This window comes from Rhodococcus sp. Z13, assembly GCF_025837095.1.
GTDB lineage: Bacteria > Actinomycetota > Actinomycetes > Mycobacteriales > Mycobacteriaceae > Rhodococcus > Rhodococcus sacchari.
The window spans coordinates 563488-587645 of the sequence record NZ_CP107551.1 but is presented as its reverse complement, the minus strand read 5'-3'; the positions used below and the strand labels follow the sequence as shown (position 1 = coordinate 587645).

The 24158-nt window shown below is 69.9% G+C and carries 22 protein-coding genes; 12 read left to right on the top strand and 10 right to left on the bottom strand.

All coding sequences use genetic code 11. The features are described from left to right. Positions 1–2: 2 nt before the first annotated feature. The 5 genes from OED52_RS02740 to OED52_RS02720 all read right to left on the bottom strand — a co-directional run bounded on the left by OED52_RS02740 (position 3) and on the right by OED52_RS02720 (position 4564). Positions 3–1181, bottom strand: coding sequence for an MCE family protein (locus OED52_RS02740; RefSeq protein ID WP_264153170.1), 1179 nt, complete (start codon positions 1179–1181; stop codon positions 3–5). 10 nt (positions 1182–1191) lie between these two features. Then, a complete protein-coding gene (locus OED52_RS02735) occupies positions 1192–2040 on the bottom strand; it encodes an MlaE family ABC transporter permease (protein ID WP_264153169.1) in 849 nt (282 codons plus the stop codon). 16 nt (positions 2041–2056) lie between these two features. Then, positions 2057–2824, bottom strand: a complete 768-nt coding sequence (locus OED52_RS02730) for an MlaE family ABC transporter permease (protein WP_413247707.1) — start codon at positions 2822–2824, stop codon at positions 2057–2059. Positions 2825–3331: 507 nt separating this feature from the next. Then, the gene (locus OED52_RS02725) at positions 3332–4240 is read right to left on the bottom strand and encodes a 3-oxoacyl-ACP reductase (protein WP_264153168.1); all 909 of its coding nucleotides are present in this window, start codon (positions 4238–4240) and stop codon (positions 3332–3334) included. A gap of 138 nt (positions 4241–4378) precedes the next feature. Then, complete coding sequence (locus OED52_RS02720) at positions 4379–4564, bottom strand: ferredoxin (protein ID WP_264153167.1); 186 nt, start codon at positions 4562–4564, stop codon at positions 4379–4381. Positions 4565–4701: 137 nt separating this feature from the next. Here OED52_RS02720 and OED52_RS02715 point away from each other — a divergent pair, with 137 nt between their 5' ends. The 12 genes from OED52_RS02715 to OED52_RS20740 all read left to right on the top strand — a co-directional run bounded on the left by OED52_RS02715 (position 4702) and on the right by OED52_RS20740 (position 17730). Then, positions 4702–5886, top strand: coding sequence for an acyl-CoA dehydrogenase family protein (locus tag OED52_RS02715; RefSeq protein WP_264154559.1), 1185 nt, complete (start codon positions 4702–4704; stop codon positions 5884–5886). Positions 5887–5918: 32 nt separating this feature from the next. Next, entirely contained in the window at positions 5919–7034 is a 1116-nt protein-coding gene (locus OED52_RS02710; protein ID WP_264153166.1) for an acyl-CoA dehydrogenase family protein, read from the top strand. Then, positions 7031–8674 (top strand): long-chain-fatty-acid--CoA ligase, encoded by a 1644-nt coding sequence (locus tag OED52_RS02705; protein WP_264153165.1) that lies wholly within the window; start codon positions 7031–7033, stop codon positions 8672–8674. The genes OED52_RS02710 and OED52_RS02705 overlap by 4 nt, the downstream gene beginning before the upstream one ends. A 119-nt stretch (positions 8675–8793) precedes the next feature. Then, a complete protein-coding gene (locus OED52_RS02700) occupies positions 8794–9558 on the top strand; it encodes an MlaE family ABC transporter permease (RefSeq protein WP_264153164.1) in 765 nt (254 codons plus the stop codon). Between the two features lie 49 nt (positions 9559–9607). Then, positions 9608–10468 (top strand): MlaE family ABC transporter permease, encoded by an 861-nt coding sequence (locus tag OED52_RS02695; protein ID WP_264153163.1) that lies wholly within the window; start codon positions 9608–9610, stop codon positions 10466–10468. Positions 10469–10473: 5 nt separating this feature from the next. Further along, positions 10474–11631 carry an MCE family protein gene (locus OED52_RS02690; RefSeq protein ID WP_264153162.1) on the top strand — a complete coding sequence of 386 codons (1158 nt, stop codon included), beginning with the start codon at positions 10474–10476 and terminating at the stop codon, positions 11629–11631. Further along, positions 11628–12644, top strand: coding sequence for an MCE family protein (locus OED52_RS02685; protein ID WP_264153161.1), 1017 nt, complete (start codon positions 11628–11630; stop codon positions 12642–12644). The genes OED52_RS02690 and OED52_RS02685 overlap by 4 nt, the downstream gene beginning before the upstream one ends. Beyond that, positions 12641–13669 carry an MCE family protein gene (locus OED52_RS02680; RefSeq protein WP_264153160.1) on the top strand — a complete coding sequence of 343 codons (1029 nt, stop codon included), beginning with the start codon at positions 12641–12643 and terminating at the stop codon, positions 13667–13669. The genes OED52_RS02685 and OED52_RS02680 overlap by 4 nt, the downstream gene beginning before the upstream one ends. Beyond that, positions 13666–14898, top strand: a complete 1233-nt coding sequence (locus tag OED52_RS02675; protein ID WP_264153159.1) for an MCE family protein — start codon at positions 13666–13668, stop codon at positions 14896–14898. The genes OED52_RS02680 and OED52_RS02675 overlap by 4 nt, the downstream gene beginning before the upstream one ends. Next, the gene (locus tag OED52_RS02670) at positions 14895–15989 is read left to right on the top strand and encodes an MCE family protein (RefSeq protein ID WP_264153158.1); all 1095 of its coding nucleotides are present in this window, start codon (positions 14895–14897) and stop codon (positions 15987–15989) included. Before OED52_RS02675 ends, OED52_RS02670 begins: the two co-directional genes overlap by 4 nt. Further along, positions 15986–17197, top strand: coding sequence for an MCE family protein (locus OED52_RS02665; protein WP_264153157.1), 1212 nt, complete (start codon positions 15986–15988; stop codon positions 17195–17197). The genes OED52_RS02670 and OED52_RS02665 overlap by 4 nt, the downstream gene beginning before the upstream one ends. Before the next feature lie 17 nt (positions 17198–17214). Then, positions 17215–17730, top strand: coding sequence for a DUF3253 domain-containing protein (locus OED52_RS20740; RefSeq protein ID WP_318841903.1), 516 nt, complete (start codon positions 17215–17217; stop codon positions 17728–17730). Positions 17731–17751: 21 nt separating this feature from the next. Here OED52_RS20740 and OED52_RS02650 read toward each other — a convergent pair whose 3' ends face one another. From OED52_RS02650 to OED52_RS02630, 5 genes are all read right to left on the bottom strand, one after another. Next, the gene (locus tag OED52_RS02650; protein WP_264153156.1) at positions 17752–18882 is read right to left on the bottom strand and encodes a nitronate monooxygenase; all 1131 of its coding nucleotides are present in this window, start codon (positions 18880–18882) and stop codon (positions 17752–17754) included. Between the two features lie 149 nt (positions 18883–19031). Further along, positions 19032–20237, bottom strand: coding sequence for a CaiB/BaiF CoA transferase family protein (locus OED52_RS02645; protein ID WP_413247742.1), 1206 nt, complete (start codon positions 20235–20237; stop codon positions 19032–19034). A 36-nt stretch (positions 20238–20273) separates the two neighbouring features. Continuing rightward, positions 20274–21749, bottom strand: coding sequence for an aldehyde dehydrogenase family protein (locus OED52_RS02640; RefSeq protein WP_264153154.1), 1476 nt, complete (start codon positions 21747–21749; stop codon positions 20274–20276). After that, a complete protein-coding gene (hmgA, locus tag OED52_RS02635; protein WP_264153153.1) occupies positions 21749–23077 on the bottom strand; it encodes a homogentisate 1,2-dioxygenase in 1329 nt (442 codons plus the stop codon). Before hmgA ends, OED52_RS02640 begins: the two co-directional genes overlap by 1 nt. After that, positions 23074–24126 (bottom strand): lipocalin-like domain-containing protein, encoded by a 1053-nt coding sequence (locus OED52_RS02630; RefSeq protein WP_264153152.1) that lies wholly within the window; start codon positions 24124–24126, stop codon positions 23074–23076. The genes hmgA and OED52_RS02630 overlap by 4 nt, the downstream gene beginning before the upstream one ends. Positions 24127–24158: the final 32 nt, after the last annotated feature.

The window sequence follows — 24158 nt, the reverse complement described above, 5'->3', positions numbered from 1 at the left end:
CGTCACTGCCCACCTGCGAGATGATCGCCGAACAGGTACTGGAAGATCGTCGGGTACCGGATCCAGGCCTCCGTCGCCGGCTGGTAGGGGGTGGTGCCCGTGTTGGTGACGACGAACGGTGCGTGGCCGTCGCGGCGCGGATCGAAGTTCGGCAGGCCCCAGCAGTTCGGGCCGCCGCTGGCACCGACCACCGGCAGGTCCTGGGCGTCGTTGTAGCGGGTCGCGCCGCCCATGAAGCTGGTACTCAGGGTCAGGGCCGCGTACTTGCCGGTGCCGGCCATCGGTTCGAAGGCGATCCGGGCGTCGTTGAGGCCGACGATGAAGCAGGTCAGCTCCGGCGAGTACTCGCCGAGCAGGCCCGTGGTGTGGCTGAGACTGTCGAGTGCGGTGACCAACTGTGGCTCGTTCTCTCCCAGTACGTCTCGTCCCGTGTTCGCGAGACCGGTGAGGTTCATGAGCAGCAGGTCGAGTTGCTGCTGTTCGTCGACGACGGTGTTGCCGACGTCGGTGGCGTTGCCGACCGTGGTCATCAGATCCGGGGCGGTGTCCGCGTAGAGCTCGGTCACCTGGGCGGCGGAGACGAGATCGGCCCGTAGCTGGGGCAGCGACGGATTCATCTCGGCGAGATAGGCGTCCGCCTCCGCGAGGGTCGCGCCGAGTGCGTCGCCGCGGCCGTTGAGCGCTTCCGAGAGGGCGCCGAGGGTGGCGTTGAGCTTCTCGGGGCGGATCTGGGCGAGGACGTCGGACAGGTGCTCGAAGACGGTGTTGAACTCGACCGTCACGTTGTCGGCGGCGATCACCGCGCCCTCCTGCAGCGGAACGGGCGAGGGGTCCTCGGGGACGACGATGTTGACGAACTTGGCGCCGAAGACGGTCGTCGACTCGATCGACACCCGTGCGTCGGACGGGATCAAGTGCATCTGTCCCGGCTGCATCGCCAGCTTCAGCACCGCACCGTCGGGGGTGTGTTCGACGGCGGCGACGCGTCCGACCTCGACGCCGCGCATCTTCACCTTGGCGTCGGGGTCCATCACCAGGCCGGAGCGGGCGGAGGTGACGGTGACGGGGACGGTGCTGGTGAAGCCCCCGGCGAACATAGTCAGGGCCACCGCGACGACGGCGGCGAGTCCGCCCACGAGTCCGAGGGCGGCGAGTTTCTTCTGCCACGAAGGAGTGTCCATGCAACGCGCCCTATCCCGACAGGTTGAAGTTGCCGGTCGCGCCGTAGACGGCGAGAGAGATGAGCAGGGTGACGGTGACGACCGCGACGAGCGAGGCCCGCACCGCGTTGCCCACCGCGACACCCACGCCGACCGGTCCGCCGCCGGCGGTGAATCCGTAGTAGGTGTGGATGAGCATCACGGCGATCGCCATCACGATGGCCTGGACGAACGACCACAGGATGTCGGTGGGTATGAGGAACGTCGAGAAGTAGTGGTCGTACACGCCGGCCGACTGGCCGTAGAGCACCACCGTCGCGAACCGGCTCGCCACGAACGAGGCGATCACCGCGAGGGAGTACAGCGGCACGATCGCGATCATCCCGGCGAGCACGCGAGTGGAGACGAGATAGGGGATCGACGGGATCGCCATCGTCTCGAGCGCGTCGATCTCCTCGGAGACCCGCATGGCGCCGAGCTGGGCGGTGGAGCCGGCGCCGATGGTGGCGGCCAGACCGATTCCCGCGATGGTCGGTGCGGCGATACGCACGTTGATGAACGCGGCGAAGAAGCCGGTGAGCGCCTCGACCCCGATGTTCCCGAGCGAGCTGAAGCCCTGCACGGCGATGATGCCGCCGGTGAACAGGGTCAGGAAGCCGACGATGACCACGGTGCCGCCGATGACGGCGAGAGCGCCGGTGCCCATGCTGATCTCGGCGACCAGCCGCACGGTCTCCTTGGGGTAGTGCACGAGGGCGCGGGGCATGGTCGCCAGGGCCCGCCCGAAGAACAGCGCCTGTTCCCCGACCCGGTCCACGGAGGAGGACATGCTCGACAGGCGCCGCGCCGCACGGGGGAAGCGCCAGGAAATCACTGCCATGAGTTCTCCGCTCCCCTCATCCGGCGGTCAGCTTGATGCCGACCGCGGTGACGAGGAGGTTGACCACGAACAGCGCCATGAAGGCGAACACGACGGTCTGGTTGACGGCGTCACCGACGCTCTTGGCGCCGCCCTTGACGTTGAGACCGAGATAGGCGGCGACGAGTCCGGCGATCATGCCGAACAGTCCCGCCTTGACCTGGGAGATCATCAGTTCTCCGAATCCGGTGAGCAGCGTGATGCCGTTGACGAACGCGCCGGGGTTCACGTCCTGCAGGAAGACCGAGAAGACGAACCCGCCGAGGATGCCGATGGTGCACACCAGCCCGTTGAGCAGCAGGGCCACCACGGTGGAGGCGAGGACCCTCGGGACGACGAGCCGCTGGATCGGGTCGATGCCGAGCACGCGCATCGCGTCGATCTCCTCGCGGATGGTGCGGGCGGCGAGGTCGGCGCAGATGGCGGTGGCGCCGGCGCCGGCGACGATGAGCACGGTGACCATAGGCCCCACCTGCGTCACGGCGCCGAGTGCGGCACCCGCGCCGCTGAGGTCGGCGGCGCCGATCTCGCGGAGCAGGATGTTGAGGGTGAAGCTCACGAGAACCGTGAACGGCACGGCCACCAGGAGTGTGGGAACGAGGGAGACCCGGGCGACGAACCACGCCTGGTCGACGAACTCGCGTCGCTGGAAGGGACGGGAGAATGCCGCGCGGGCGGTGTCGCCGGTCATGGCGAAGAGTCCGCCCACTGCCCGCAGGGGGACCTCGAGGAGGTCTACCACCATCTCCCCCCTTCGATCCTCGTCTCGCCGGCGTGCAGCCGAACGATGCCGCATCCTGTGACCCGCGTCATATTAACTAGAACGTGTTCACCTGTCAAAAGTTCATCGATCGACATCGCGCTCGACTTTCGTTCGGGTGACGACCAGGGGATGTATTTATACATCCGCCACAGTCCGTAAGTGGGTTTACGCTGGCGTTTTCTTCGATCGGGCCGGCCCGGCCCACACCGCGCACATGTGACGTATTCGGCGGGAAGACACGAATTCGGACGGCTGCCGGGAAAGAAAAATTAGAACAGGTATCAGAATCCACTGGAGGGGCCGGCCGAGCCGGAGGAAACCCCGCGGGGTGGGCGTGACGCTACCGGAGTACACGGTACCGTCATCCGGAACCGGACGCCGGGGCCTCCCACGGACCGGGAACTCGCACCCGGAGTCTCGCACGGGCCCGGAGCCCCCACAGACGCCGTGCCCGCCGCTCCGGTGCCGGAGCGGCGGGCACGGGAACGATCAGAGATCGAGCGCCGACGACGCCGAGAACGTCCGCGCGGGATCGCGGTCGGCGAAGTAGCCGCCCAGCTCGGTGGCCAGTGTCTCCGGCGTCCACTGCGACGGGGCGTCGAAGCGCTGCTCGACGACCGGCGCGGCCATGAGAGCCACCATGGGGCCGTAGACGATGAACACCTGTCCGTTGATCCGGTCGGCGGCCGGCGACGCGAGGTAGGCGACCAGATTCGCGACATGGTCCGGCGAGAGCGGATCGATCCCGTCGGACGGTGCCTCACCGAAGACCGCCTCGGTCATCGACGTGCGGGCGCGGGGGCAGATGACGTTGGCCCGGACGCCGTAGCGTTCGAGTCCGCGCGCCGCCGAGAGCGTGAGAGCGGTGATGCCCGCCTTTGCGGCCCCGTAGTTCGCCTGCCCGGGCGGGCCGAGCAGCCCGGCCTCCGAGGAGGTGTTGACGATCCGCCCGTAGACGGGACCGCCGGTCTCCTTGGACAGCTCGCGCCAGTGGGCCGCGGCGTTGCGGCACAGCAGGAAGTGCCCGCGCAGGTGCACCGCGAGCACGGCGTCCCATTCGTCGTCGGACATGTTGGGCAGCATCCGGTCCCGGGTGATGCCGGCGTTGTTCACGACGATGTCGAGGCCCCCGAGCTTGCCGCGGGCGGCGGCGACCATCGCGTCGGCGGTGTCGCGCTCGGCGACACTGCCCGGCACGAACTCCGCCTCCACACCCAGATCGCGGATACGCGCGAGGGTGTCCTCCACGGCGTCGCTGCCGGCCAGATCGTTGACCACCACCGAGGCGCCGGCCCGCGCCAGCGCGAGCGCCTCCGCCCGGCCGAGACCCGCACCGGCGCCCGTGACAACGGCGACCTTCCCTTCGAGAGACACACCGTCGCCGGCGACAGAACTCATCCACGCACTCCTCGAGATTCGGCCCGATTCCCGGCCCCAGGCCGGTCGACACCCCGCGTGCGGCGGGGCGGTATCGAGAATGTAGAACTTGTTACTTTTCCTGACAAGGCTCGGCTGCACGCACCGAGTCGGCAGGGGTCACGCCTCGACGAGCGCGGCGCGCGGGCACTGGGCGATCGCCTCCCGCACGGCATCCTCGCTTCCCGGCGGAACCGGATGCGTGACGATCAGTTCGTCGTCGTCGTTGAGATCGAACACCTCGGGCGCCAACCCGACGCACACACCGTTCGCCTCGCAGCGATCGAAGTCGACCTTGACATCCATTTCTCGGACCTCGCTTCACTTTCGCACCGACCGATCGAGGTTCAGACTAGAACGCGTTCCAATTCTGTGCAATGATTCGCGGTATTCCCGCAGTGACGATCCGCGGCGACACCGCGGTGACCGAAATTGGAGCGTTCGTGGACATCTCCTACACCCCCGAACAGCAGGCCCTCCGAGAGGAATTGCGTACGTACTTCGCGGAACTCATGACTCCCGAACGTCGTGAGGCGCTCGCCACCACCACCGGCGAGTACGGTTCGGGCACGGTATACCGCGACATCGTCCAGCAGATGGGCAAGGACGGCTGGCTCACCCTCGGCTGGCCCGAGGAGTACGGCGGCCAGAACCGTTCCGCGATGGACCAATTGATCTTCACGGACGAAGCTGCCATCGCCGGGGCGCCGGTCCCCTTCCTCACCATCGACTCGGTCGCGCCGACGATCATGCACTACGGCACGAAGGAGCAGAAGGAGTTCTTCCTGCCGCGCATCTCCGCGGGCGAACTGCACTTCTCCATCGGCTACTCCGAGCCCGGGGCCGGAACGGATCTCGCCTCGCTACGCACCACCGCGGTGCGCGACGGCGACGAGTGGGTGATCAACGGGCAGAAGATGTGGACGAGCCTGATCGCCTACGCCGACTACGTCTGGCTCGCCGCCCGCACCGATCCGGATGCCAAGAAGCACAAGGGGATCAGCGTCTTCATCGTCCCCACCGATGCTCCGGGCTTCTCCTGGACCCCGGTGCACACCATGGCCGGGCCGGACACGAGCGCCACCTACTACGAGAACGTCCGGGTACCGGCCTCCGCGCTCGTCGGTGAGGTCAACGGCGGCTGGGCGCTGATCACCAACCAGCTCAACCACGAGCGGGTCGCGCTCACCTCCGCCGGTCCCGTCCTCAGCGCACTCGCCGAGGTCCGCCGCTGGGCCCAGCAGACCCGCCTGCCCGACGGCCGCCGGGTGATCGACCAGGAGTGGGTGCAGATCAACCTCGCGCGGGTGCACGCGAAGGCCGAATACCTCCAGTTGATGAACTGGGACATCGCCTCGAGCGCGGGCACCACTCCCCTCGGCCCCGAGGCCGCCTCCGCCAACAAGGTGTTCGGCACCGAGTTCGCCACCGAGGCCTACCGGCTGCTCATGGAGATCCTCGGCCCTGCCGCGACGGTCCGGCAGAACTCGGCCGGTGCGCTGCTGCGCGGCCGCATCGAACGCATGCACCGCAGCTCCCTCATCCTCACCTTCGGCGGCGGCACCAACGAGGTCCAGCGCGACATCATCGCCATGACCGCCCTCGGCCTGCCCCCGTCCAAGCGCTGACAACCCCACAGAGCGGACAAGGACTGTCGATCGTGGACTTCACTCTCACCGAGGCCCAGCAGGATCTCGCGGGCCTGACCCGCGACATCGTCACGGACATCGTCACCAACGAGCACCTGCGCGAGCTCGACGCCGCCGAGGACCGCACCGACCGCACCCTGTGGGAGTCGCTGGCCTCCTCGGGCGTTCTCGCCGCCGCACTGCCCGAGGCGGTGGGTGGCGACGGCTACGGCCCGCTCGAGCAGGCGAGCATCCTGCGCGAACTGGGCCGCGGGGTCGCGGCCGTCCCCTATCTCACCTCCATCGCCGCGTGCGCGTCGGCGATCGCGGAGTTCGGCACCGACGGCCAGCGCACCGCCTGGGCCCGCCCCGCCGCGACCGGCGAGACGATCCTGTCCGCGGCGCTGGAGGAGGAACTGAACCCGGATCCCACCGCCCCGGCCACCCGCGCGCAGGCCTCGGGCGACGGCTACGTGCTCGACGGCGTGAAGATCATGGTGGACGCCGCGCCCGTCGCCGACGGTTTCCTCGTCCCGGCCACCACCGGCGCGGGGGTCGCGGTGTTCCTGGTCCGCGCCGACGATCCGGGTGTGCGCGTCACACGGTTGCACACCACCGATTTCGGCAGCCGCGGCGTCCTCGGGCTCGAGCAGGTCGCCGTGCCCGCCGACCGTGTACTCGGTACCGACGGTGCGGCCGTGGCGTCGTGGCTGCGCGACCGCACACTGCTCGGGTCGGTCGCCTACCAGACCGGCGTGCTCGAGCAGGCCCTCGAGCTGACCTCGACGTACGCCCGCGAACGCGTGCAGTTCGACCGGCCGATCGGCAGCTTCCAGGCGGTGGCGCAGCGTCTCGCGGACGCCTACATCGACGTCAAGGCGGTGCGGCTGACGTTGTGGCAGGCCGCCTTCCGCATCTCGGCGGGGCTGCCCCACACCGAGGCCCTGCGGACCGCCGCGTTCTGGGCGGCCGACGCCGGGCACCGCGTCGCCCACACCACGGTGCACGTGCACGGCGGTGTCGGCCTCGACGAGGACCATCCCGTGCACCGCTACTTCCTCGCGGCCAAGCAGCACGAGTTCCTGCTCGGATCGGCCACCGAACAGTTGCGGGCGCTCGGCCGCGAACTCGCCGACACCCCCGTATGAACGACGTGGGCACCGCGACCGTCACCGAGCTGTTCCTGGGCCTCGCCGAGGTCGACGACCGCGGGCTGCGGTTCGAGGACGTCGAACTGTCGTGGCGCGAGCACGTACGGCTCTCCCGCCGGCGGGCGGCGCTGCTGCGGCACCTGCTCGACGGGCGGGAGCCCCGGCACGTCGGCATCCTCATGGACAACGTGCCGGAGTTCTCCCTGCTGCTCGGGGCGGCCGCGCTGTCCGGCACGGTCGTGGTGGGGCTGAACACGACCCGCCGCGGCGACGCGCTGGCCCGCGACATCGCGCTCGCCGACTGCCGGGTGGTGTTCACCGAGGCCGTGCACGCCCCGCTGCTCGACGGCCTCGATCTCGGCGACGTGCGGGTGATCGACGTGGACTCGCCCGGCTGGGAGGCGCTGCTCGCCCCGTTCGCGGACACCCCGGTGCCGGCCCCGGCCGCCGATCCCGCCGACCTGTTCATGCTGATCTTCACCTCGGGCACGAGCGGGGATCCGAAGGCGGTGCGTTGCACCCACCGCAAGTTCACCGATCCGGCGGTGATGCTCGCGACCCGTTTCGGGCTCGGCCGCGACGACACCGTCTACGTCTCCATGCCGTTGTTCCACTCGAACGCGATGATCGCCGGCTGGTCGATCGGGCTGGCCGCGGGCGGCAACATCGTGCTGCGCCGCCGTTTCTCGGCGTCGGGTTTCCTGCCCGACGTGCGCCGGTTCGGGGTGACCTTCGCGCACTACGTCGGCAAACCCCTGTCGTACATCGTCGCGACCCCTGAGCGACCCGACGACGGCGACAATCCCCTGCGGATCATGTACGGCAACGAGGGGTCGGCGCGCGACGTCGCCGAGTTCGGGCGGCGTTTCCGTGCCCGCGTCGTCGACGGTTTCGGCTCCACCGAGGGCGGCATCGCGATCGGCGCGGCCCCCGACGCCCCGCCCGGTGCACTGGGCCGGTTGCCGGAGGGCGTCGAGATCCTCGATCCGGAGACCGGACGGGTCTGTCCCCCGGCCGAATTCGACGCCGACGGCCGCATCCTCAATCCCGCGGAGGCGACCGGCGAGCTGGTCAACATGCGTGGACCGGGCCTGTTCGACGGCTACTACAGGAATCCGGAGGCGGACGCGGAGCGGATGCGCGACGGCCGCTACCACAGCGGTGACCTCGCCTACCGGGACGCGGACGGCTTCGTCTACTTCGCCGGCCGCAGCTCGGGCTGGCTGCGGGTGGACGGCGAGAACCTCGGGGCGGCACCGATCGAGCGGATCCTGTCCCGCTACGAGGGCTTCGCGCAGGTGGTGGTGTACGGGGTGCCCGACAGGCAGGTCGGGGATCGGGTGATGGCGGCGGTGATCCCCGCGGCCGGTACCGGGTTCGATCCCGTCGAGGTCGCCCGCTTCCTCGACGCGCAACCCGATCTCGGCCCGAAGCAGAGGCCGACACTGGTGCGGGTGTGCACCGAGTTCCCCCGCACCGCGACCTTCAAGGTCGTCACCCGGTCGCTGGCCGCCGAGCGCTGGCACTGCACCGATCCGGTCTGGGTCCGGGACCGCGGCGACACGGAGTTCCACCTGCTGTCGCCCGCGGAGACACACCTTCTCGAGCCCCTCCCGCCCGGTGTGACGACCGGTTAACGTCGTCCCGGTTCCTGGGATCGACCCCTTGTCCACCTACATACCCTGGGGTATGTTCGGCGGACCCCGAGACATCGGGGCGCGGTTTCGTCGATGCGACCGTGGGGGAAGGCAGGACTATGGGATCGGTGCCCCGCGCGACAGCGCAGGCTCTGGGCGGTTTCTACGCGTTGTCGCTCGACGCGTTCGGAGCCCTGTTCCGTGCACCCTTCCAGTGGCGTGAATTCCTCACCCAGTTCTGGTTCATCGCCCGGGTGTCGCTCGTACCCACCATCCTCATGTCGGTACCGTTCACCGTCCTCGTGGTGTTCACGCTCAACTCGCTGCTCCTCGAGATCGGTGCGGGCGACCTCAGCGGCGCCGGGGCCGGGCTCGGCGCCATCACCCAGATCGGCCCCCTGGTGACCGTGCTGGTCGTCGCCGGCGCCGGTGCCACCGCCATCGCCGCCGATCTCGGCTCGCGCACCATCCGCGACGAGATCGCCGCGCTCGAGGTCCTCGGCATCGACCCGGCCGCCCGGCTGGTCCTTCCCCGCGCGCTCGCGTCCACCGCGGTGGCGGTGACCCTCAACGGCGCGGTGTGCGCGATCGGGCTCATCGGCGGGTTCTTCTTCTCGGTGACGCTGCAGAATGTCGACCCCGGCGCCTACGCCGCCGGCGTGACCCTGCTCGTGGGGCCGGGCGAGTTGCTGCTGTCGGAGATCAAGGCCGCGGTCTTCGGCCTGCTCGCCGGCCTCATCGCATGCCATCGCGGACTGTCCGTCAGCGGCGGTCCGAAGAGCGTCGGCGAGGCCGTCAACGAGACCGTGGTGTTCGCCTTCGTCGCCCTGTTCCTCGCCAACATGCTGCTCACCTCCATCGGGATCGCGGTGATGGGCCGATGAGCGGACCCGGCGGTGATGGACGCATGAGCGGACTCGCGGTGATGGACGCATGAGTGTGCTCGGTGTCGCCACCGGCCGCACCGCGCACGCGGTGCGGCGTGCCGGCCGCGGCCTCTCCCGCGCGGTCGACACCCTCGGTCGTCAGGTGATCTTCCTGATCGGTGCCCTGCTCTCCACCGGGCGCGCCGCGCGGCACCATCCGCGCGAGACGCTGCGTGTGGTGTCCGAGATCGGCCTCGGCACCGGTGTTCTCGCGATGGTCGGCGGCAGTGTCGCCATCATGGGTTTCCTCACCCTGTTCGCCGGGGCGACGGTAGCCGTGCAGGGCTTCACCTCGCTCGGCAACATCGGCGTCGAGGCCCTCACCGGCTTCCTCGCCGCCTACGTCAACGTCCGCGTCGTCGCACCGGTGACCGCCGGGGTGGGGCTCGCCGCCACCATCGGCGCCGGCACCACCGCGCAACTCGGCGCGATGCGCATCAGCGAGGAGATCGACGCCCTCGAGGTCATGGCCATCAAGTCGGTGCCCTATCTCGTGGGCACCCGCATCCTGGCCGGGCTCGTCGCCGTCGTCCCGCTGTACTCGCTGTCGGTGCTCGCGTCGTTCCTGGCCAGCCGCATCGCCACGGTCACGATCCTCGGCCAGTCCCCCGGCGTGTACGACCACTACTTCGCGACCTTCCTGCGCCCCACCGACGTGCTGTGGTCGTTCGTCCAGGCCATCACCATGGCCGTGGTCGTGATGACCGTGCACAGCTACTACGGCTACACCGCCACCGGCGGCCCGTCCGGGGTGGGCGTGGCGACCGGACGCGCGGTGCGCATGTCGCTCATCGCCGTGGTGACGGTGACACTGCTGATCTCCCTGGTCCTCTACGGAAGCAGCCGCCAGCTGCACCTGGCGGGGTGAACGCGATGCCGAAGTGGTTGCCCCGAGCGGCGGCGGCGGGTTTCCTCGTCGTCTCCGTCGCCGTGCTGGTCCTCGTCTACCACGGGTTCCGCGGGACCTTCACCTCCGGCGTGACGGTGACGGTCGAGAGCGGCCGCTCCGGCCTGGTGCTCGAACCCGGCGCGATGGTCAAGGCGCACGGGGTGCACGTGGGCAGCGTGTCGGCGGTGCACCACACCCCCGAGGGCGCGGTGATCGAACTGCGGCTGAACCCCGACGACGCGGCCCGGCTGCCCGCGAACGTGGGCGCGGACATCCGCGCGACCACCGTCTTCGGCGCCAAGTACGTCACCCTCATCGACCCGCCCGCACCGGACCCGATCGGGCTGGCCGAGGGCACGGTCCTGCGCGCGTCGAGCGTGACGGTGGAGACGAACACGGTCTTCGAGTCGCTGTCGAGCGTGCTGCAGGCCGTCGACCCGGCCGAACTCAACCGCACCCTCGGGTCGCTGGCGTCGGCGCTGCGCGGGCAGGGCGAGTCGCTCGGGCAGGCCCTCGGCGACACCGACACCGTGCTCGCACAGTTGGAACCGCGCACCGACGTGCTGCGCGAGGACCTCGGCTCCGCCGCGGCCACCGCGGACGTCTACGCCGCCGCGACCGACGACATCATGGCCTCGCTCGGGAACCTCACGGTCACGGGCGCGACGATCGTCGACCACGCCGACGACCTCGACCGGGTCCTGCTCGCCGCCATCGGGATGGGCGAGACCGGGCGGCGCGTCGTCGAACCCAATGCGCAGCCGATCGTCGATGTGCTCGACCTGCTGCGGCCCACCGCTTCCCTGCTCGAGGAGTACTCGCCGGTGCTGACCTGCTTCCTGCAGGGCGCCGACCGGGCACGGCAGCTCACCGAACCCGCTGCCGGCGGCAACGGTTCGTCGATGATGCTCAAGTCGACCTTCCTGCTCGGCGTCGACCCGTACGAGTACCCGCGGCACCTGCCGGTCGTCGAGGCCACCGGCGGTCCCCGCTGCGGTCCGCTGCCGATCGTCACCCTCGACGAGACCCCGGCGCCCTACGTCGTCGCGAACACCGGCGCCAATCCCTTCGAGGCGGGCCACACCTCCCCCGTCTTCGTGCCCGGTTCCCTGTTCGAACTGCTCACCGGAGGTGCCGGATGACCCGCACCGCGCTCGCGGCCGGGATCTACGCCCTCGTGATGGTCGTGATCCTCGCCGGCCTGTTCGTCGTGTTCGGCCAGGTCCGCTTCGGCGAACACACCCGCTACCAGGCCGTCTTCGAGGAAGTGTCCGGTCTCGAGGAAGGACAGTTCGTCCGGGTCTCCGGCGTCGAGGTCGGGCGGGTCTCCGCCGTCGACTTCGCCGAGGACAACCGCATCGACGTCACCTTCGAGGTCGACTCCTCGTACACCCCGACCCGCGCGACCGTCGCGACCGTGCGCTATCTCAACCTCGTCGGCGACCGCTATCTCGAACTGTCCGAGGGCCCCGGCGATCCCACGCCGATGGTGCCCGGGGAGACGATCGGCACCGACCGCACCCGTCCCGCCCTCGACCTCGACGTGCTCATCGGCAGCTTCACCCCGCTGTTCCGGGCCCTGGACCCGGATCAGGTCAACCGGTTGTCGGCCGACCTGATCACGGTGCTGCAGGGTCAGGGCGGCACCGTCGAATCCGTTCTCGCCCACACCGCCTCGCTCACCTCGGACATCGCGGACCGGGACGTGCTGGTCGGGCAGGTGGTGAGCAACCTCGACTCGGTGCTCACCAATCTCGCGGCGCACCGCGACACCTTCGACACCGCGCTCGTGCGGGCGCAGGAGCTGACGGCGCGGCTCGCCCAGGACGACACGCTCGTCGGCGACGCCGTCGCCCACATCGATGCTGCCAGCGCGTCGGTTGCCGACCTGCTCGCGCAGGCCCGCACCCCGCTGGCCGGCACCATCCGCGAGACCGGGAACGTCGCAACGCAACTCGACGCGCGCCGCGACACCGTCGAGCAGCTGTCGACGGAGCTGCCCGAGGCCTACGCGGCGCTCACCCGGCTCGGGGCGTACGGCGGGTTCTTCAACTACTACCTGTGCGGCATGCTCATCAAGATCAGCGATCCGTCCGGGAACACCGTCACCTCACCGCTGTTCGGCCAGACGACGGGCAGGTGCGCACCGGCATGATCCAGTTCCGCGAGATGAACCCCGTACGTGTCGGGATGGTCGGCACGGTCGTGCTCGTCGTGCTCGTGCTGTGCGCCCTGAACATCCGGTCGCTGCCCTTCCTCGACGACGGCATCACCTACCGCGCCCGCTTCGTCGATGCCGGGGGCCTGAACACCGGCGACGCCGTGCAGGTCGCGGGCAAGGAGGCCGGGCGGGTCACCGGCATCGAGATCGACCACGACGCGGTGGCCGTCACCTTCACCGTCGACAAGGCGGTCACGCTCGGCACCGACACCACCGTCGAGATCTCCACCGCCACCGCCCTCGGCGCGCGCAACCTGCGGGTGCGGCCCGCCGGCCCCGGCCGGCTCGAGAAGGGCGCCACGATCGACGTCGACCGCACCGTCGCCCCCTACCAGCTGACCGACGCCCTCGGCGATCTCACCGAGACCGCGGAGGCGATCGACACCGCGCAGCTGCGGGAGTCCATGCAGGTGCTGTCGGACACGCTGCGCGAGACCCCCGACGACGTCGGCGTCGCCCTCGAGGGAGTGATGCGCCTGTCCGAGACCGTCGCGTCGCGGGACGAGTCGCTGCGGTCGCTGCTCGAACACGCCGAGGAGGTCACCGCCGTGCTCGCGCAGCGCAGCGAGGCCGTCGACGCCCTCATCGTGGACGCCGACCGCATCCTCGCCGAACTCGTCCGCCGCCGGGGCGCGCTCGACACCCTGTTCGCGAACGTCGACGCGCTGTCGGTGCAGATCTCGAATCTGATCGCCGACAACGAGGCCCAGCTCGAACCCACCCTGGGCAAGCTGAACGCCGTCCTCGAGATCCTCGAACGCAATCGCGACGACATCGGTCTCGCCATCGAACGGCTCGGGCCGTACGCCACCGAGCTCGGTGAGGCCGTCGCCTCGGGACCGTTCTTCAACTCCTACATCCAGAATCTGCTGCCCATGCAGGTCATCGAACCGGCGTTGACCGCCGCGCTCGAGAACGCCGGGATCATCCCCGATCCGGTCGCGGGAGGTGGCCGATGAGCCGCATGCGCCATCTGGTCTCCCGTCCCCTGATCTCCTGGGGTGTACCGCTTCTCGTGCTGGCCGTGGTGGCGGCGGTGTCGTTCACCGTCGCGCCGTGGCGCTCCACCGACGAGTACGCCGCCGAATTCACCACCAGCCGTGGCCTGTACGTCGGCGACGACGTACGGATCATGGGTGTCGAGGTGGGCCGCGTGACGCGAATCGAACCACGCGGCGACCGTGTCCTCGTGCGGTTCGAGATCGAGTCGGGCCGGCGCATCCCCGCCGAGGCGCAGGCCGCGATCATCGCCCCCACCCTGGTGTCGGCGCGTTTCGTGCAGCTCACTCCCCCGTACACCGGCGGAGCGGAACTGCCCGTGGGAGCGACGATCCCGGTGGAACGCACCGCGGTGCCGGTGGAGTGGAACGAGATCACCGAGCAGCTCTCGCGGCTGACCGAGGAACTCGGCCCCAGCGACACCGACCCGCAGGGCGCGCTCGGCGAGGTCCTCGACGTCGCCGCCACCAACGCCGAGGGGCACGGGCAGACGCTGCGCGAGACGCTGCAGCAGCTCTCGGCGGCGATGCGCACGCTCTCCGACGGCCGCCAGGACCTCTTCGGCACCGTGAACAACCTGCAGGTGTTCGTCGAGGCGCTGTCGCTGAGCGGCGACCAGATCGTCACCCTCCACGACCGGCTCGCCTCCGTCACCGAGATCCTCGACGCCAACCGCGACGACATGGCCGCCGCCTTCGCCGGTCTCGACTCGGTGCTCGTCGACGTCGAACGCTTCGTGAGCGCCAACCGGGAACGTCTCGACACCACCCTGGACCGGACCACCGCCGTCACCGAGACGCTGGCCGCGCAACGCGACGGCATCGCGCAGATCCTGCACGTGGCGCCGACGGCACTGGCGAACCTGCAGGGCATCTACCAGCCCGCGCACAACACGGTCGTCTCGGCGGTGTCGCTGGCCAACTTCGCCAACCCGGCCCAGTTCATCTGCTCGGCGCTGGCCGCGGCGGAACAGGTGGACGCGCACACCGGTTCGGAGCTGTGCGTGCAGTATCTGGGACCGATCCTGCCGTTGCTGGCGATGGACTACCCGCCGGTGCGCGTCAATCCCACCCGCGGTGTCGGGGCGCTGCCCGATCAGCTCGTCTACACCGAGCCCGATCTGATGCCGGCGCCGGGCGCGCCGTCGCCGACCTCCCTGACCGAACTGCTGTCCCCGGGGGCGCCGTGACCCGCCGACCGATCCGCCTGCTGGCGCTGCTCGCCTGCCTCGCCCTCACCGCGGGCTGCGAGTGGCGCGGCCTGAACAGTCTCGAACTGCCGGGCACCCACGGCCGCGGCGACGACGCCTTCGCCGTGACCATCGAGATGCCCGATGTGACCACCATCGAACGCAACTCGCGGGTGCGGGTCGGCGACGTCACCGTCGGGCGAGTGGCCGACCTGCGACTCGGCGATGGGCACGCCGTGGTGACGGTGATGGTCGACGGCGACACCGTGCTGCCGGAGAACACCGTCGCGAAGATCGGGCAGACCAGCCTGCTCGGTTCCGCCCACGTCGAACTGTCGCCGCCGCTCGACGAACCCGCGCGCGGGAGGCTCGGCGACGGCGACGTGATCCCGCTCGAGCGGGCGGGCGCGTTCCCCACCACCGAGCAGACCCTGTCGTCGCTGTCGCTCGTGCTCAGCGGCGGCGGTCTCGCGCAGGCGCAGGAGATCACCCGCGAACTCAACCGGGCCCTCGACGGACGTCAGGACTCGGTGCGCACCCTGCTCACCCGCCTCGACACGGTGCTCGCCGGTCTGGACACGCAGACCGAGCAGATCGTCGGCGCGATGGAGTCGCTCGACGCGCTCGCCGTGGAGGTCGCCGAGCACAACAGGCAACTCGCGGCGGCGACCGATCAGCTCGCCCCGGCACTCGACGTGCTGGCCACGCAGCGCGAAGACCTCACGCGTGCCGCGGACGCGCTCGGCGAGTTCGGCCGGGTGGCGACGGAGGTGGTCGAGGCGAGCAGCGAGGACACGGTCGCGAACCTGCGCGATCTCGAACCGGTGCTGGCGTCGCTGTCCGCGGCGGGCGACTCGCTCACCGAGTCGCTGCGCTACCTGCTGACCTTCCCGTTCCCCATCGACACCTACCGCAACGCGGTGCGCGGGGACTATGCGAACGGCACCGTCATCCTCGATCTGACGTTGCCGACGCTCGAGAACGCGCTGCTGCTCGGCACCCCCTTCGAGAACGCCCTCACCGGCGGCGGGAGGCCGATCCCGGATCTCGTCTCCCTGCTCGTCCCGCCCGTCGAGGAGGCCACCCGATGAGTCCGACCGCAGTCCTGCGACGCCGGTTGATCGTGTTCTTCACCGTCGGGGTGTCCGCGATCCTGATCGTGGCGTTGTTCTTCGTCAACGTTCCCGCGCTCTTCGGGGTGGGCCGCTACGAGGTGCGGCTCGAACTCGCCGACGCCGCAGGGCTGTATCCGGAGGCCAACGTCACCTATCGGGGCATCGAGATCGGCCGGGTGACGTCGCTGACCATGACGACCTCCGGCGCCGAGGCGGTGCTCTCGCTCGACTCGGACGTGCCCGTGCCGGCCTCCTCGCAGGCCCAGGTGCGCAGCATGTCGGCGATCGGCGAACAGTACGTCGAGTTCCTGCCCGATTCCGAGGACGGCCCGTATCTCGCGGCGGGATCGGTGATCCCGCAGGACCGCGTGTCGGTGCCGGAACCGGTGGGGGTCGCCCTCGATCAGCTCGACGCCACCCTGCAGTCCGTCGGCTCCGACCGGCTCGCCTTGCTGCTCGACGAGAGCCACACGGCCGTCGCCGAATCCGGGGAGGCGTTGCGGACCCTGATCGACGCGGCGACGGCGGTGAGCGCCGAGGCCGCGGCGAGCGCGGACAGCACCGCGGCGCTGATCGACCAGGCCGGTCCGCTGCTCGACGCGCAGGTCGAGTCGGCGGGCGCGATCGCCCGGTGGGCGTCCTCGCTGGCCGGGACGTCGGCGCAGCTGCGCGACTCCGACACCGACATCCGCACGCTGCTCGGCGTGACCGCACCGGCCGCGGCGCAGGTGCAGGCCATGTTCGAGGAGGCCGAGCCCACCCTGCCGCTGCTGCTGGCGAATCTGGTCACCGTCGAGCAGGTGGCGGCGGTCTACCGGCCGTCGCTCGAGCAGATGCTGGTGCTGTTCCCGTCGATCATGGCGTCGACGCAGTCGGCGGCGCTGCCGAATCTCGACAACCCGGCGCCCAACACTTTCTTCGCGACCACCTTCAACGATCCACCGCCGTGTACCACCGGCTTCCTGCCTCCCGAGCAGTGGCGATCGCCGACCGAGACGGACGTGCCGGAGACACCGGCGGATCTGTACTGCAAGCTCCCCGCCGACTCCCCCATCGCGGTGCGCGGCGCTCGGAACATGCCGTGCATCGAGTACCCGGGCCGGCGCGCCCCGACGGTACAGTTGTGCCGCGAAGGCGGGTACTCGGCGACGAATCTGGAAGAGCTTCTGTCGCCGCCGAACTGAGCGACGGGCGGAAACCGATGGACGTCGACGGATCGTCCGGGACGGCGCAGCCCACCCCGGACGGCAGGTACGTAGTGGTGAACGGGCGCCGGTGGCGGGCCACCGACCCGTCGATCCCCGAGCCCCTGCGTACGCAACTGGTGAACGAGCTGATGCGGGCCCGCCGGCTCGTGAAGAGCGAAGGGGCGTCCGCGCGGCACCGGGTGCAGGACGCGAAGGTCGCGCTCGGCGAGCGGGGTCGTCCCTGGTGGGAGCCGCGCGACGCGGAGGCCGTCCGGGAGCGTCTGGCGGCCGCGATCTGCGCGCTGCTGCGGGAGCGGGAGCCGTCGACGATCTGCCCGAGCGACGCGGCGCGGGCCGTGGGCGGGAAGTCGTGGCGCGGTCTGACGGCGACGGCCCGGTCGGTGGCCGCCGAACTCGAACGCAGCGGCCACGTGGTGATCACGCAGAAGGGGAAGCCGGTGGACGTGGAGACGGCCCGAGGTCCGGTCCGGATCGCTCCGGGACCGGACCTCGGGACACCGCGGACCTAGCCGGTACGCCCGCGGTGCGGATCAGACGCTGGCGGCCTCGTTCAGCTTCTCGAGGGTGCCGGTCGCCTCGAGGTACTCCTGCACCCACCGTTCGATGACGGCCGAGGTCTTCTCGACCTTGGTGAACTGGCCGACGACCTGGCCGACCGGGTTGAAGGCGACGTCGACGGACTCGTCGGGGTACTTGTGGGTGGCGGCGACGGCCATGCCGGAGACCATGTACTGCAACGGCATTCCGAGCGGCTTGGGGTTGCCCTCCTGCTCCCACGCCTCGGTCCAGTCGTTGCGCAGCATGCGACAGGGCTTGCCGGTGAACGACCGGCTGCGCACGGTGTCGCGGCTGCTGGCCTTGATGTAGGCCTCCTGCTGGACGGGGGTGTTCTCGGCCTCCTCGACCATGAGCCACTGCGAACCGGTCCACGCGCCCTGAGCACCGAGCGCGAGGGCCGCGGCGATCTGCTGGCCGCTGCCGATACCGCCGGCGGCGAGCACCGGGACGGGGGCGACCTCCTTGACGACCTGCGGCCACAGCACGATCGAACCGACCTCACCGCAGTGACCGCCGCCCTCGCCGCCCTGGGCGATGATGATGTCGACTCCGGCGTCGGCGTGCTTGCGGGCCTGCTTCGGCGAACCGCACAGCGCCGCGACCTTGCGGCCGGCGTTGTGGATGTGCTCGATCATGTCGGCGGGCGGGGTGCCGAGCGCGTTGGCGATCAGCGCGACCTTCGGGTGCTGCAGCGCGACCTCCACCTGCGGGGTGGCGGTGGCCTCGGTCCAGCCGAGAAGCTGCAACGCGTTATCGTCACCCTCGTTCACCGGGACGCCGTGGTCGCGGAGAAGCTTGCGGCCGAATTCGAGGGTCTCCTCGGGCACCATCGACTGCAGCAGCTTGGTCAGCTCCTCGGCGGAGAGGTTCTGGTCCATGCCCTCGTACTTGTTCGGGATGACGATGTCGACGCCGTAGGGACGGTCGCCGATGTGCTCGTCGATCCAGTTCAGCTCGATTTCGAGCTCCTCGGGTGTGAATCCGACAGCCCCGAGGACACCGAAGCCGCCGGCCTTGGCGACGGCGACGACGACGTCGCGGCAGTGGGTGAACGCGAAGATCGGGAACTCGATGCCGAGTTCGTCGCAGATGGGCGTGTGCATTCGGCACTCCTCGGAGGAAGTAGAAGACTTAGAACACGTTCTACATTAGTGCCGAGCGGCAGGAATGGCTATGCCCCGACCCGGAAACGACGACGGCTCCCGACCCGGGGTCAGGGGTCGGGAGCCGTTCGACGCGGAACGCCGGATCGTCAGATGATCCCGCGCTCGCGCAGATCCTTCCGCTCGGTCTCGGACAATCCGAGGATCTCGCCGTAGACCGCCTCATTGTCGTACCCCGCAACCGGCGGGCCCGCGCGCCGCACCGAACCCGGCGTGCCGGTGAGCACCGGCACCACACCGGGCCCGAGCACGTCGGTGTCGGTGCGCTCGTCGTGGTGCGGGACGATCATGTCGCGCGCCCGGAACTGCTCGTCGGCGACGACCTCGGCGACCGTGTTCACCGGACCGGCGACCACACCGGATGACGACAGGTGCTCGAGCAGGTCGTCGAGCCGCCAGGTCGCCGCCCACTCGCCGATGAGACCGTCGAGCTCGTCCTGGTTCACGCCGCGCGCGAGATGGTCGGCGAAGCGCGGGTCGTCGGCGAGCTCGGGACGGTCCATCGCCTTGCACAGGCGCCGGAAGACGGTGTCCTGGTTGGCGGCGATGACGATCCACATGTCGTCGGCGGTGCGGTACAGATTCGACGGTGCGATGCCCTCGAGCCGTGTGCCGGACGGGCCGCGCACCACACCGGCGACGTCGTAGTCGGGGATGACCGACTCCTGGATCGCCAGGCACGCCTCGGTCAGGGCGACGTCGACGACCTGCCCGCGGCCCGACCGTTCCCGGCCGAGCAGCGCCGCGAGGATGCCCTGCACGGCGAACATGCCGGCGAGGGAATCGCCGAGTGACAGAGCGAGCCGCGGCGGCGCCTGCCCCGGATACCCGTTGAGATGCCGCAGGCCGCTCTCGGCCTCGGCGACCGACGCGTACCCCGCCTGGCTCGCCTTCGGCCCGGTCTGCCCGTAGCCGGAGACACGGGCCAGGACGATGCCCGGGTTGATCTCGGAGAGCACGTCGTAGCCGAGGCCCCACTTCTCCAGGGTGCCGGGCCGGAAGTTCTCGACGATGACGTCCGATTCCGCGACGAGCCGCCGGAACAGCTCCTGCCCCTCGGGGGCACGCAGGTCGAGGGTGATGCACCGCTTGTTGCGGGCGTGCACCGTCCAGAAGAAGCGGTGCCCGTCCCGCTCGCCCTGTCCCCAGGTGCGCAGCGGGTCGGGACGCTTCGGGTCCTCGATCTTGATGACGTCGGCGCCCATGTCGCCGAGCAGTCGTGCTGCGTACGGCCCGGCGATCAGGGTGCCCAGCTCGAGCACCCGGATGTCCGCGAGCGCTCCGGCCGCCTGCAACTCGCTCTGTGTCACTGCGTTGTCCCGTTCCTTCGATCAGTAACCGAGGTGAACCGTCTTCTCCTCGGTGAACGCTTCGAGACCGCTGCGGCCGAGCTCGCGCCCGATACCGCTCGCGTCACGTCCGCCCCAGGGTAGCGCCGGATCGGGCACACCCCAGCCGTTGACCCACACGGTGCCCACCCGCAGCTGCGGGATGACGCTGTGCACTGTCGACAGGTTCTGGCTGAAGATGAAGGCGTTGAGGCCGTACTTGGTGGCGTTCGCCAGCTGCACCGCCTCCTCGGTGGTCTTGAAGGTGATGACCGTGGCGACGGGACCGAAGATCTCCTCGCGGGCGATGGTCAGGTCGTTGTGGCCGCGGAAGACGGTCGGCTCGACGAAGTAGCCGCGGTCCCCGACGCGCGAACCGCCGGTGAGCAGTTCGGCGCCCTCGCTCTTGCCCTTCTCGATGTAGCCGAGGATGCGGTCGAGCTGCTTGCGGTTGACGATGGTGCCCTGCGTGGTGTCCGGGTCGAAGGGATCGCCGATGACGGCGCCGCGGGCGAACTCGACGAGGCCCTCGACGACCTGGTCGGCGATCGACTCGTGCACGATCACGCGGGTGCCGGCCGCACAGACCTGCCCCTGGTGGTAGAAGTTGCCCATCGCGATCCAGGGCAGCGACGCCTCGAGGTCGGCGTCGGGGAACACCAGCTGCGGTGCCTTGCCGCCGAGTTCGAGGGTGACCTTGCGGAACTTCTCGCCGGCGAGCGAGGTGATGGTCTTGCCCACCGCCGGGCTGCCCGTGAAGGTGATCTTGTCGATGCCCTCGTGGGCGGCGAGCGCGGCACCGGCCTCCGGGCCGAGGCCGGGCACGACGTTGAACGCCCCGTCCGGGACACCGGCCTCGGCGAGCAGGTCGGCGAGCTTCAGCGTCGACAGCGAGGCGTCCTCGGCGGGCTTGACGACCACCGAGCAGCCCGCGGCCAGGGCCGGAGCGATCTTCCACGCCGCGACGACCGTCGGGTTGTTCCACGGGGTGATGGCGCCGACGACGCCGAGGGGCTGACGCAGGGTGAAGCCGAAGCGGTGCTGCGGCCCCACGTCGGGCAGGATCATCGCCTCACCGGCGATCTTGTCGGCCCAGCCGGCGTAGTGCCGGAACGACGCCGCGGCGGCGGGGATGTCGCCGGCGACGGTGTCGGCGTAGAGCTTGCCCATCTCGGCGGTCTCGAGGGCCGACAGCTCGGGGGCGTGCTGCTCGATGAGATCGGCGGCGCGGGAGAGGATCCGGCCGCGCTCGGCACCGGGCATGCGCGACCAGGCACCGGATTCGAAGGTGTCGCGGGCGGCGAGGACGGCGGCGTCGATGTCGGCGGCGCCACCGGCGGCGACCTCGGCGACGACCTCCTCCGTCGCCGGGTTGATCGACGAGAAGTGGGCACCCGAGCGGGCGGGCACGGCCCGGCCGCCGATGCGCAGCTGCGGGTCGGGTACGACGACGGGTGCGGGAGTGGACAGTTCGGTCATCACGACTCCTGAGGAGAAGGTGGGGTGAAGCGGCGGGTGAGACCGGACCACGACGAATCGTAGTTCGGCTGGCGGTGCGCGGCGCGGTGGGCCGCATCGGTGACGGTGAGCGCCAGTCGCGTCTCGAACATGAACGACAGGGTGTTCTCGAGTTTGACCGGCTTCAGGTCCGCCGTGGTCGCGAGATCGAAGGTCTCGACGTCGGGCCCGTGGGCGCCCCACTGGTTGTGCAGGGACGCACCGCCGGGGACGAATCCTTCCGCCTTCGAATCATGCCGTCCACGAACGAGTCCCATGAACTCGGTCATGACGTTGCGGTGGAAGTGCGGTGGGCGGAAGGTGTGCTCACCCACCACCCAGCGGTCCGGGAAGGCGCAGAAGTCGACGTTGGCCTGTCCCGGCACCGGGCCGGGTGAGGTGAGCACGGTGAAGATCGACGGGTCGGGGTGGTCCCAGCCCGCCGTGGTCATCGCGTTGAACCGGGCGAGGTCGTACTTGTAGGCGCAGTGCGTGCCGTGCCAGGCGACGACGTCGAGCGGTGAGTGGTCGAGTTCGGTGGCCCACAGGTGCCCACCGAACTTCTGCACCAGCTGCACCGGTCCGGTGCGGTCCTCGAACCATGCCGTGGGATAGAGGAAGTCGCGAGCGTGCGCGAGGCCGTTCGCGCCGATCGGCCCGAGTTCGGGCAGGGTCAGAGCGGCGCCGTAGTTCTCGAGCAGGTAGCCGGTGGCGGTGGCGTCGAGCAGGTCGACGCGGAACCGCAGACCCCGCCCGATCACGGCGATCTCCCCCGGTTCGACGACCAGCCGACCGAGCTCGGTGCACAGCAGCAGCGCACCGTCCTGCGGCACGAACAGCAGTTCGCCGTCGGCGTCGACGAAGTACCGGTCGGTCATCGACTGCGACGCCGCGTACAAGTGGATCGCGATGCCGGTGCGGGCGGTCACGTCCCCGTTGGTGGCGTAGGTCGTCATCCCGTCGAGGAAGTCGGTGCCCGGCGCCGGCACGGGCTGCGGATCCCACCGCAGCCGGTTGGGGGTGAGCACCCCCGTGGTGTCGGGTGCCGACACCCAGCCACCGTCGTCGATCCGTTCGAACGGGCCGTGCGCCGCGGACGGCACGATGCGGTACGTCCAGGTGCGACGGTTGATCTCGCGGGGCTCGGTGAACGCCGTCGCGGACTGCTGTTCCGCGTACAGCCCGTGGGCCACGCGTTGCGGTGAGTTCTGACCCCACGGCAGTGCTCCCCGCACGGCCTCGCTGTGGTGCTCGTTGCCGAAACCGTGCAGGTAGTCGAGAGCCGGACGGACCTCCACGGGCGTGCTCATGTCAGGGCGACCATCTCGTGCAGGGTCGACCCCGAACGCTCGTGGTCCAGTCCGTCGACCGTGACCGTCATGGTGAAGTCGGAGCGGAACCGGAAGTAGCCCGGATGGCCGATCAGCTTGTTGACGATCGGCTTGAGCAGCCTGCTCGACGCCAGCGGCACGTCCTCGAGGAGGTTGTGGGCGTGCACGATCTCGCGGACCGTCAGGGTCACGTCGAGCGAACCCGGCACCCGGATACGCACCCAGGACGGATAGGTGCGGTCGGCGACCGGGTTGTACACCGTCGGTCCCTCGGTCAGTTCCACCTCGCCGTTGCTGAGGATCACGTCGCGACCGTGCGCGACCATCACCGGCTGCGACCAGTGCGAACCGTACTTCTTCTGGGTGTGCACCATCGCGTAGACGAGGGTGAAGTCCTCGGTGTAGAGGCGGCCCCAGTACCACTTGTCGATGACACGCTTCATGTCGCCGACGCCCCAGTTGTGGTCGTGGTAGCCGCGGCCGGTGACCTCGGTGGTCTTCCCGTCCACCGTGACCGTACCCGAGACCTTCGCGCGCGGTGCGCCGACGACCCACGCGAAGAACTCGCGCTCGTTGTAGCTGGTGCGGCCGCGGCCGGGCATCCACGGCGGCACCTCGGCCTCGAAGGTCAGGTCGAAGGCGAGATCGCCTTCGGACACCGACACGTGGTAGACGGGCAGGCCGTCCTTCTCCCCCGTCAGCTTCGCGAAGCTCTCCCCGACGCGGACGTCGCAGCGTTCGGTGGACACCGACAGGTCGGCGTCGGTGTAGGTGCGGCTCGCCTCGCGGCGCTGCCCGTCGGCACTGTAGACGTGAATCTCCACACCGGGCTTGCGGTGCACCAGCTCCCGCGTCTGGAGCATCGCGACGACGATGCGTCCGTCGTCGAGGTGGGCGTCGAAGTACCAGTGTTCGAAGGCGTGTTTGTCGGTGGAGGGATGGGCGCCGTTGTCGCTGGGGGCGACGACGGTGATCTCGCCGTCCCGCCGGCCGGGGCCGTTCCAGGCCTCCACGATCTGCAAGGTCATGTCTTCTCCGGTCTCGATGAGGTGAATCGGTG

What these genes read in the sequence shown, in the direction of transcription:
- OED52_RS02740 (WP_264153170.1), bottom strand. Translation starts at nt 1,181, where the DNA reads ATGGACACTCCTTCGTGGCAGAAGAAACTCGCCGCCCTCGGACTCGTG.
- OED52_RS02735 (WP_264153169.1), bottom strand. Translation starts at nt 2,040, where the DNA reads ATGGCAGTGATTTCCTGGCGCTTCCCCCGTGCGGCGCGGCGCCTGTCG.
- OED52_RS02730 (WP_413247707.1), bottom strand. Translation starts at nt 2,824, where the DNA reads ATGGTGGTAGACCTCCTCGAGGTCCCCCTGCGGGCAGTGGGCGGACTC.
- OED52_RS02725 (WP_264153168.1), bottom strand. Translation starts at nt 4,240, where the DNA reads ATGAGTTCTGTCGCCGGCGACGGTGTGTCTCTCGAAGGGAAGGTCGCC.
- OED52_RS02720 (WP_264153167.1), bottom strand. Translation starts at nt 4,564, where the DNA reads ATGGATGTCAAGGTCGACTTCGATCGCTGCGAGGCGAACGGTGTGTGC.
- OED52_RS02705 (WP_264153165.1), top strand. Translation starts at nt 7,031, where the DNA reads ATGAACGACGTGGGCACCGCGACCGTCACCGAGCTGTTCCTGGGCCTC.
- OED52_RS02700 (WP_264153164.1), top strand. Translation starts at nt 8,794, where the DNA reads ATGGGATCGGTGCCCCGCGCGACAGCGCAGGCTCTGGGCGGTTTCTAC.
- OED52_RS02695 (WP_264153163.1), top strand. Translation starts at nt 9,608, where the DNA reads ATGAGTGTGCTCGGTGTCGCCACCGGCCGCACCGCGCACGCGGTGCGG.
- OED52_RS02690 (WP_264153162.1), top strand. Translation starts at nt 10,474, where the DNA reads ATGCCGAAGTGGTTGCCCCGAGCGGCGGCGGCGGGTTTCCTCGTCGTC.
- OED52_RS02685 (WP_264153161.1), top strand. Translation starts at nt 11,628, where the DNA reads ATGACCCGCACCGCGCTCGCGGCCGGGATCTACGCCCTCGTGATGGTC.
- OED52_RS02680 (WP_264153160.1), top strand. Translation starts at nt 12,641, where the DNA reads ATGATCCAGTTCCGCGAGATGAACCCCGTACGTGTCGGGATGGTCGGC.
- OED52_RS02675 (WP_264153159.1), top strand. Translation starts at nt 13,666, where the DNA reads ATGAGCCGCATGCGCCATCTGGTCTCCCGTCCCCTGATCTCCTGGGGT.
- OED52_RS02665 (WP_264153157.1), top strand. Translation starts at nt 15,986, where the DNA reads ATGAGTCCGACCGCAGTCCTGCGACGCCGGTTGATCGTGTTCTTCACC.
- OED52_RS20740 (WP_318841903.1), top strand. Translation starts at nt 17,215, where the DNA reads ATGGACGTCGACGGATCGTCCGGGACGGCGCAGCCCACCCCGGACGGC.
- OED52_RS02650 (WP_264153156.1), bottom strand. Translation starts at nt 18,882, where the DNA reads ATGCACACGCCCATCTGCGACGAACTCGGCATCGAGTTCCCGATCTTC.
- OED52_RS02640 (WP_264153154.1), bottom strand. Translation starts at nt 21,749, where the DNA reads ATGACCGAACTGTCCACTCCCGCACCCGTCGTCGTACCCGACCCGCAG.
- hmgA (WP_264153153.1), bottom strand. Translation starts at nt 23,077, where the DNA reads ATGAGCACGCCCGTGGAGGTCCGTCCGGCTCTCGACTACCTGCACGGT.
- OED52_RS02630 (WP_264153152.1), bottom strand. Translation starts at nt 24,126, where the DNA reads ATGACCTTGCAGATCGTGGAGGCCTGGAACGGCCCCGGCCGGCGGGAC.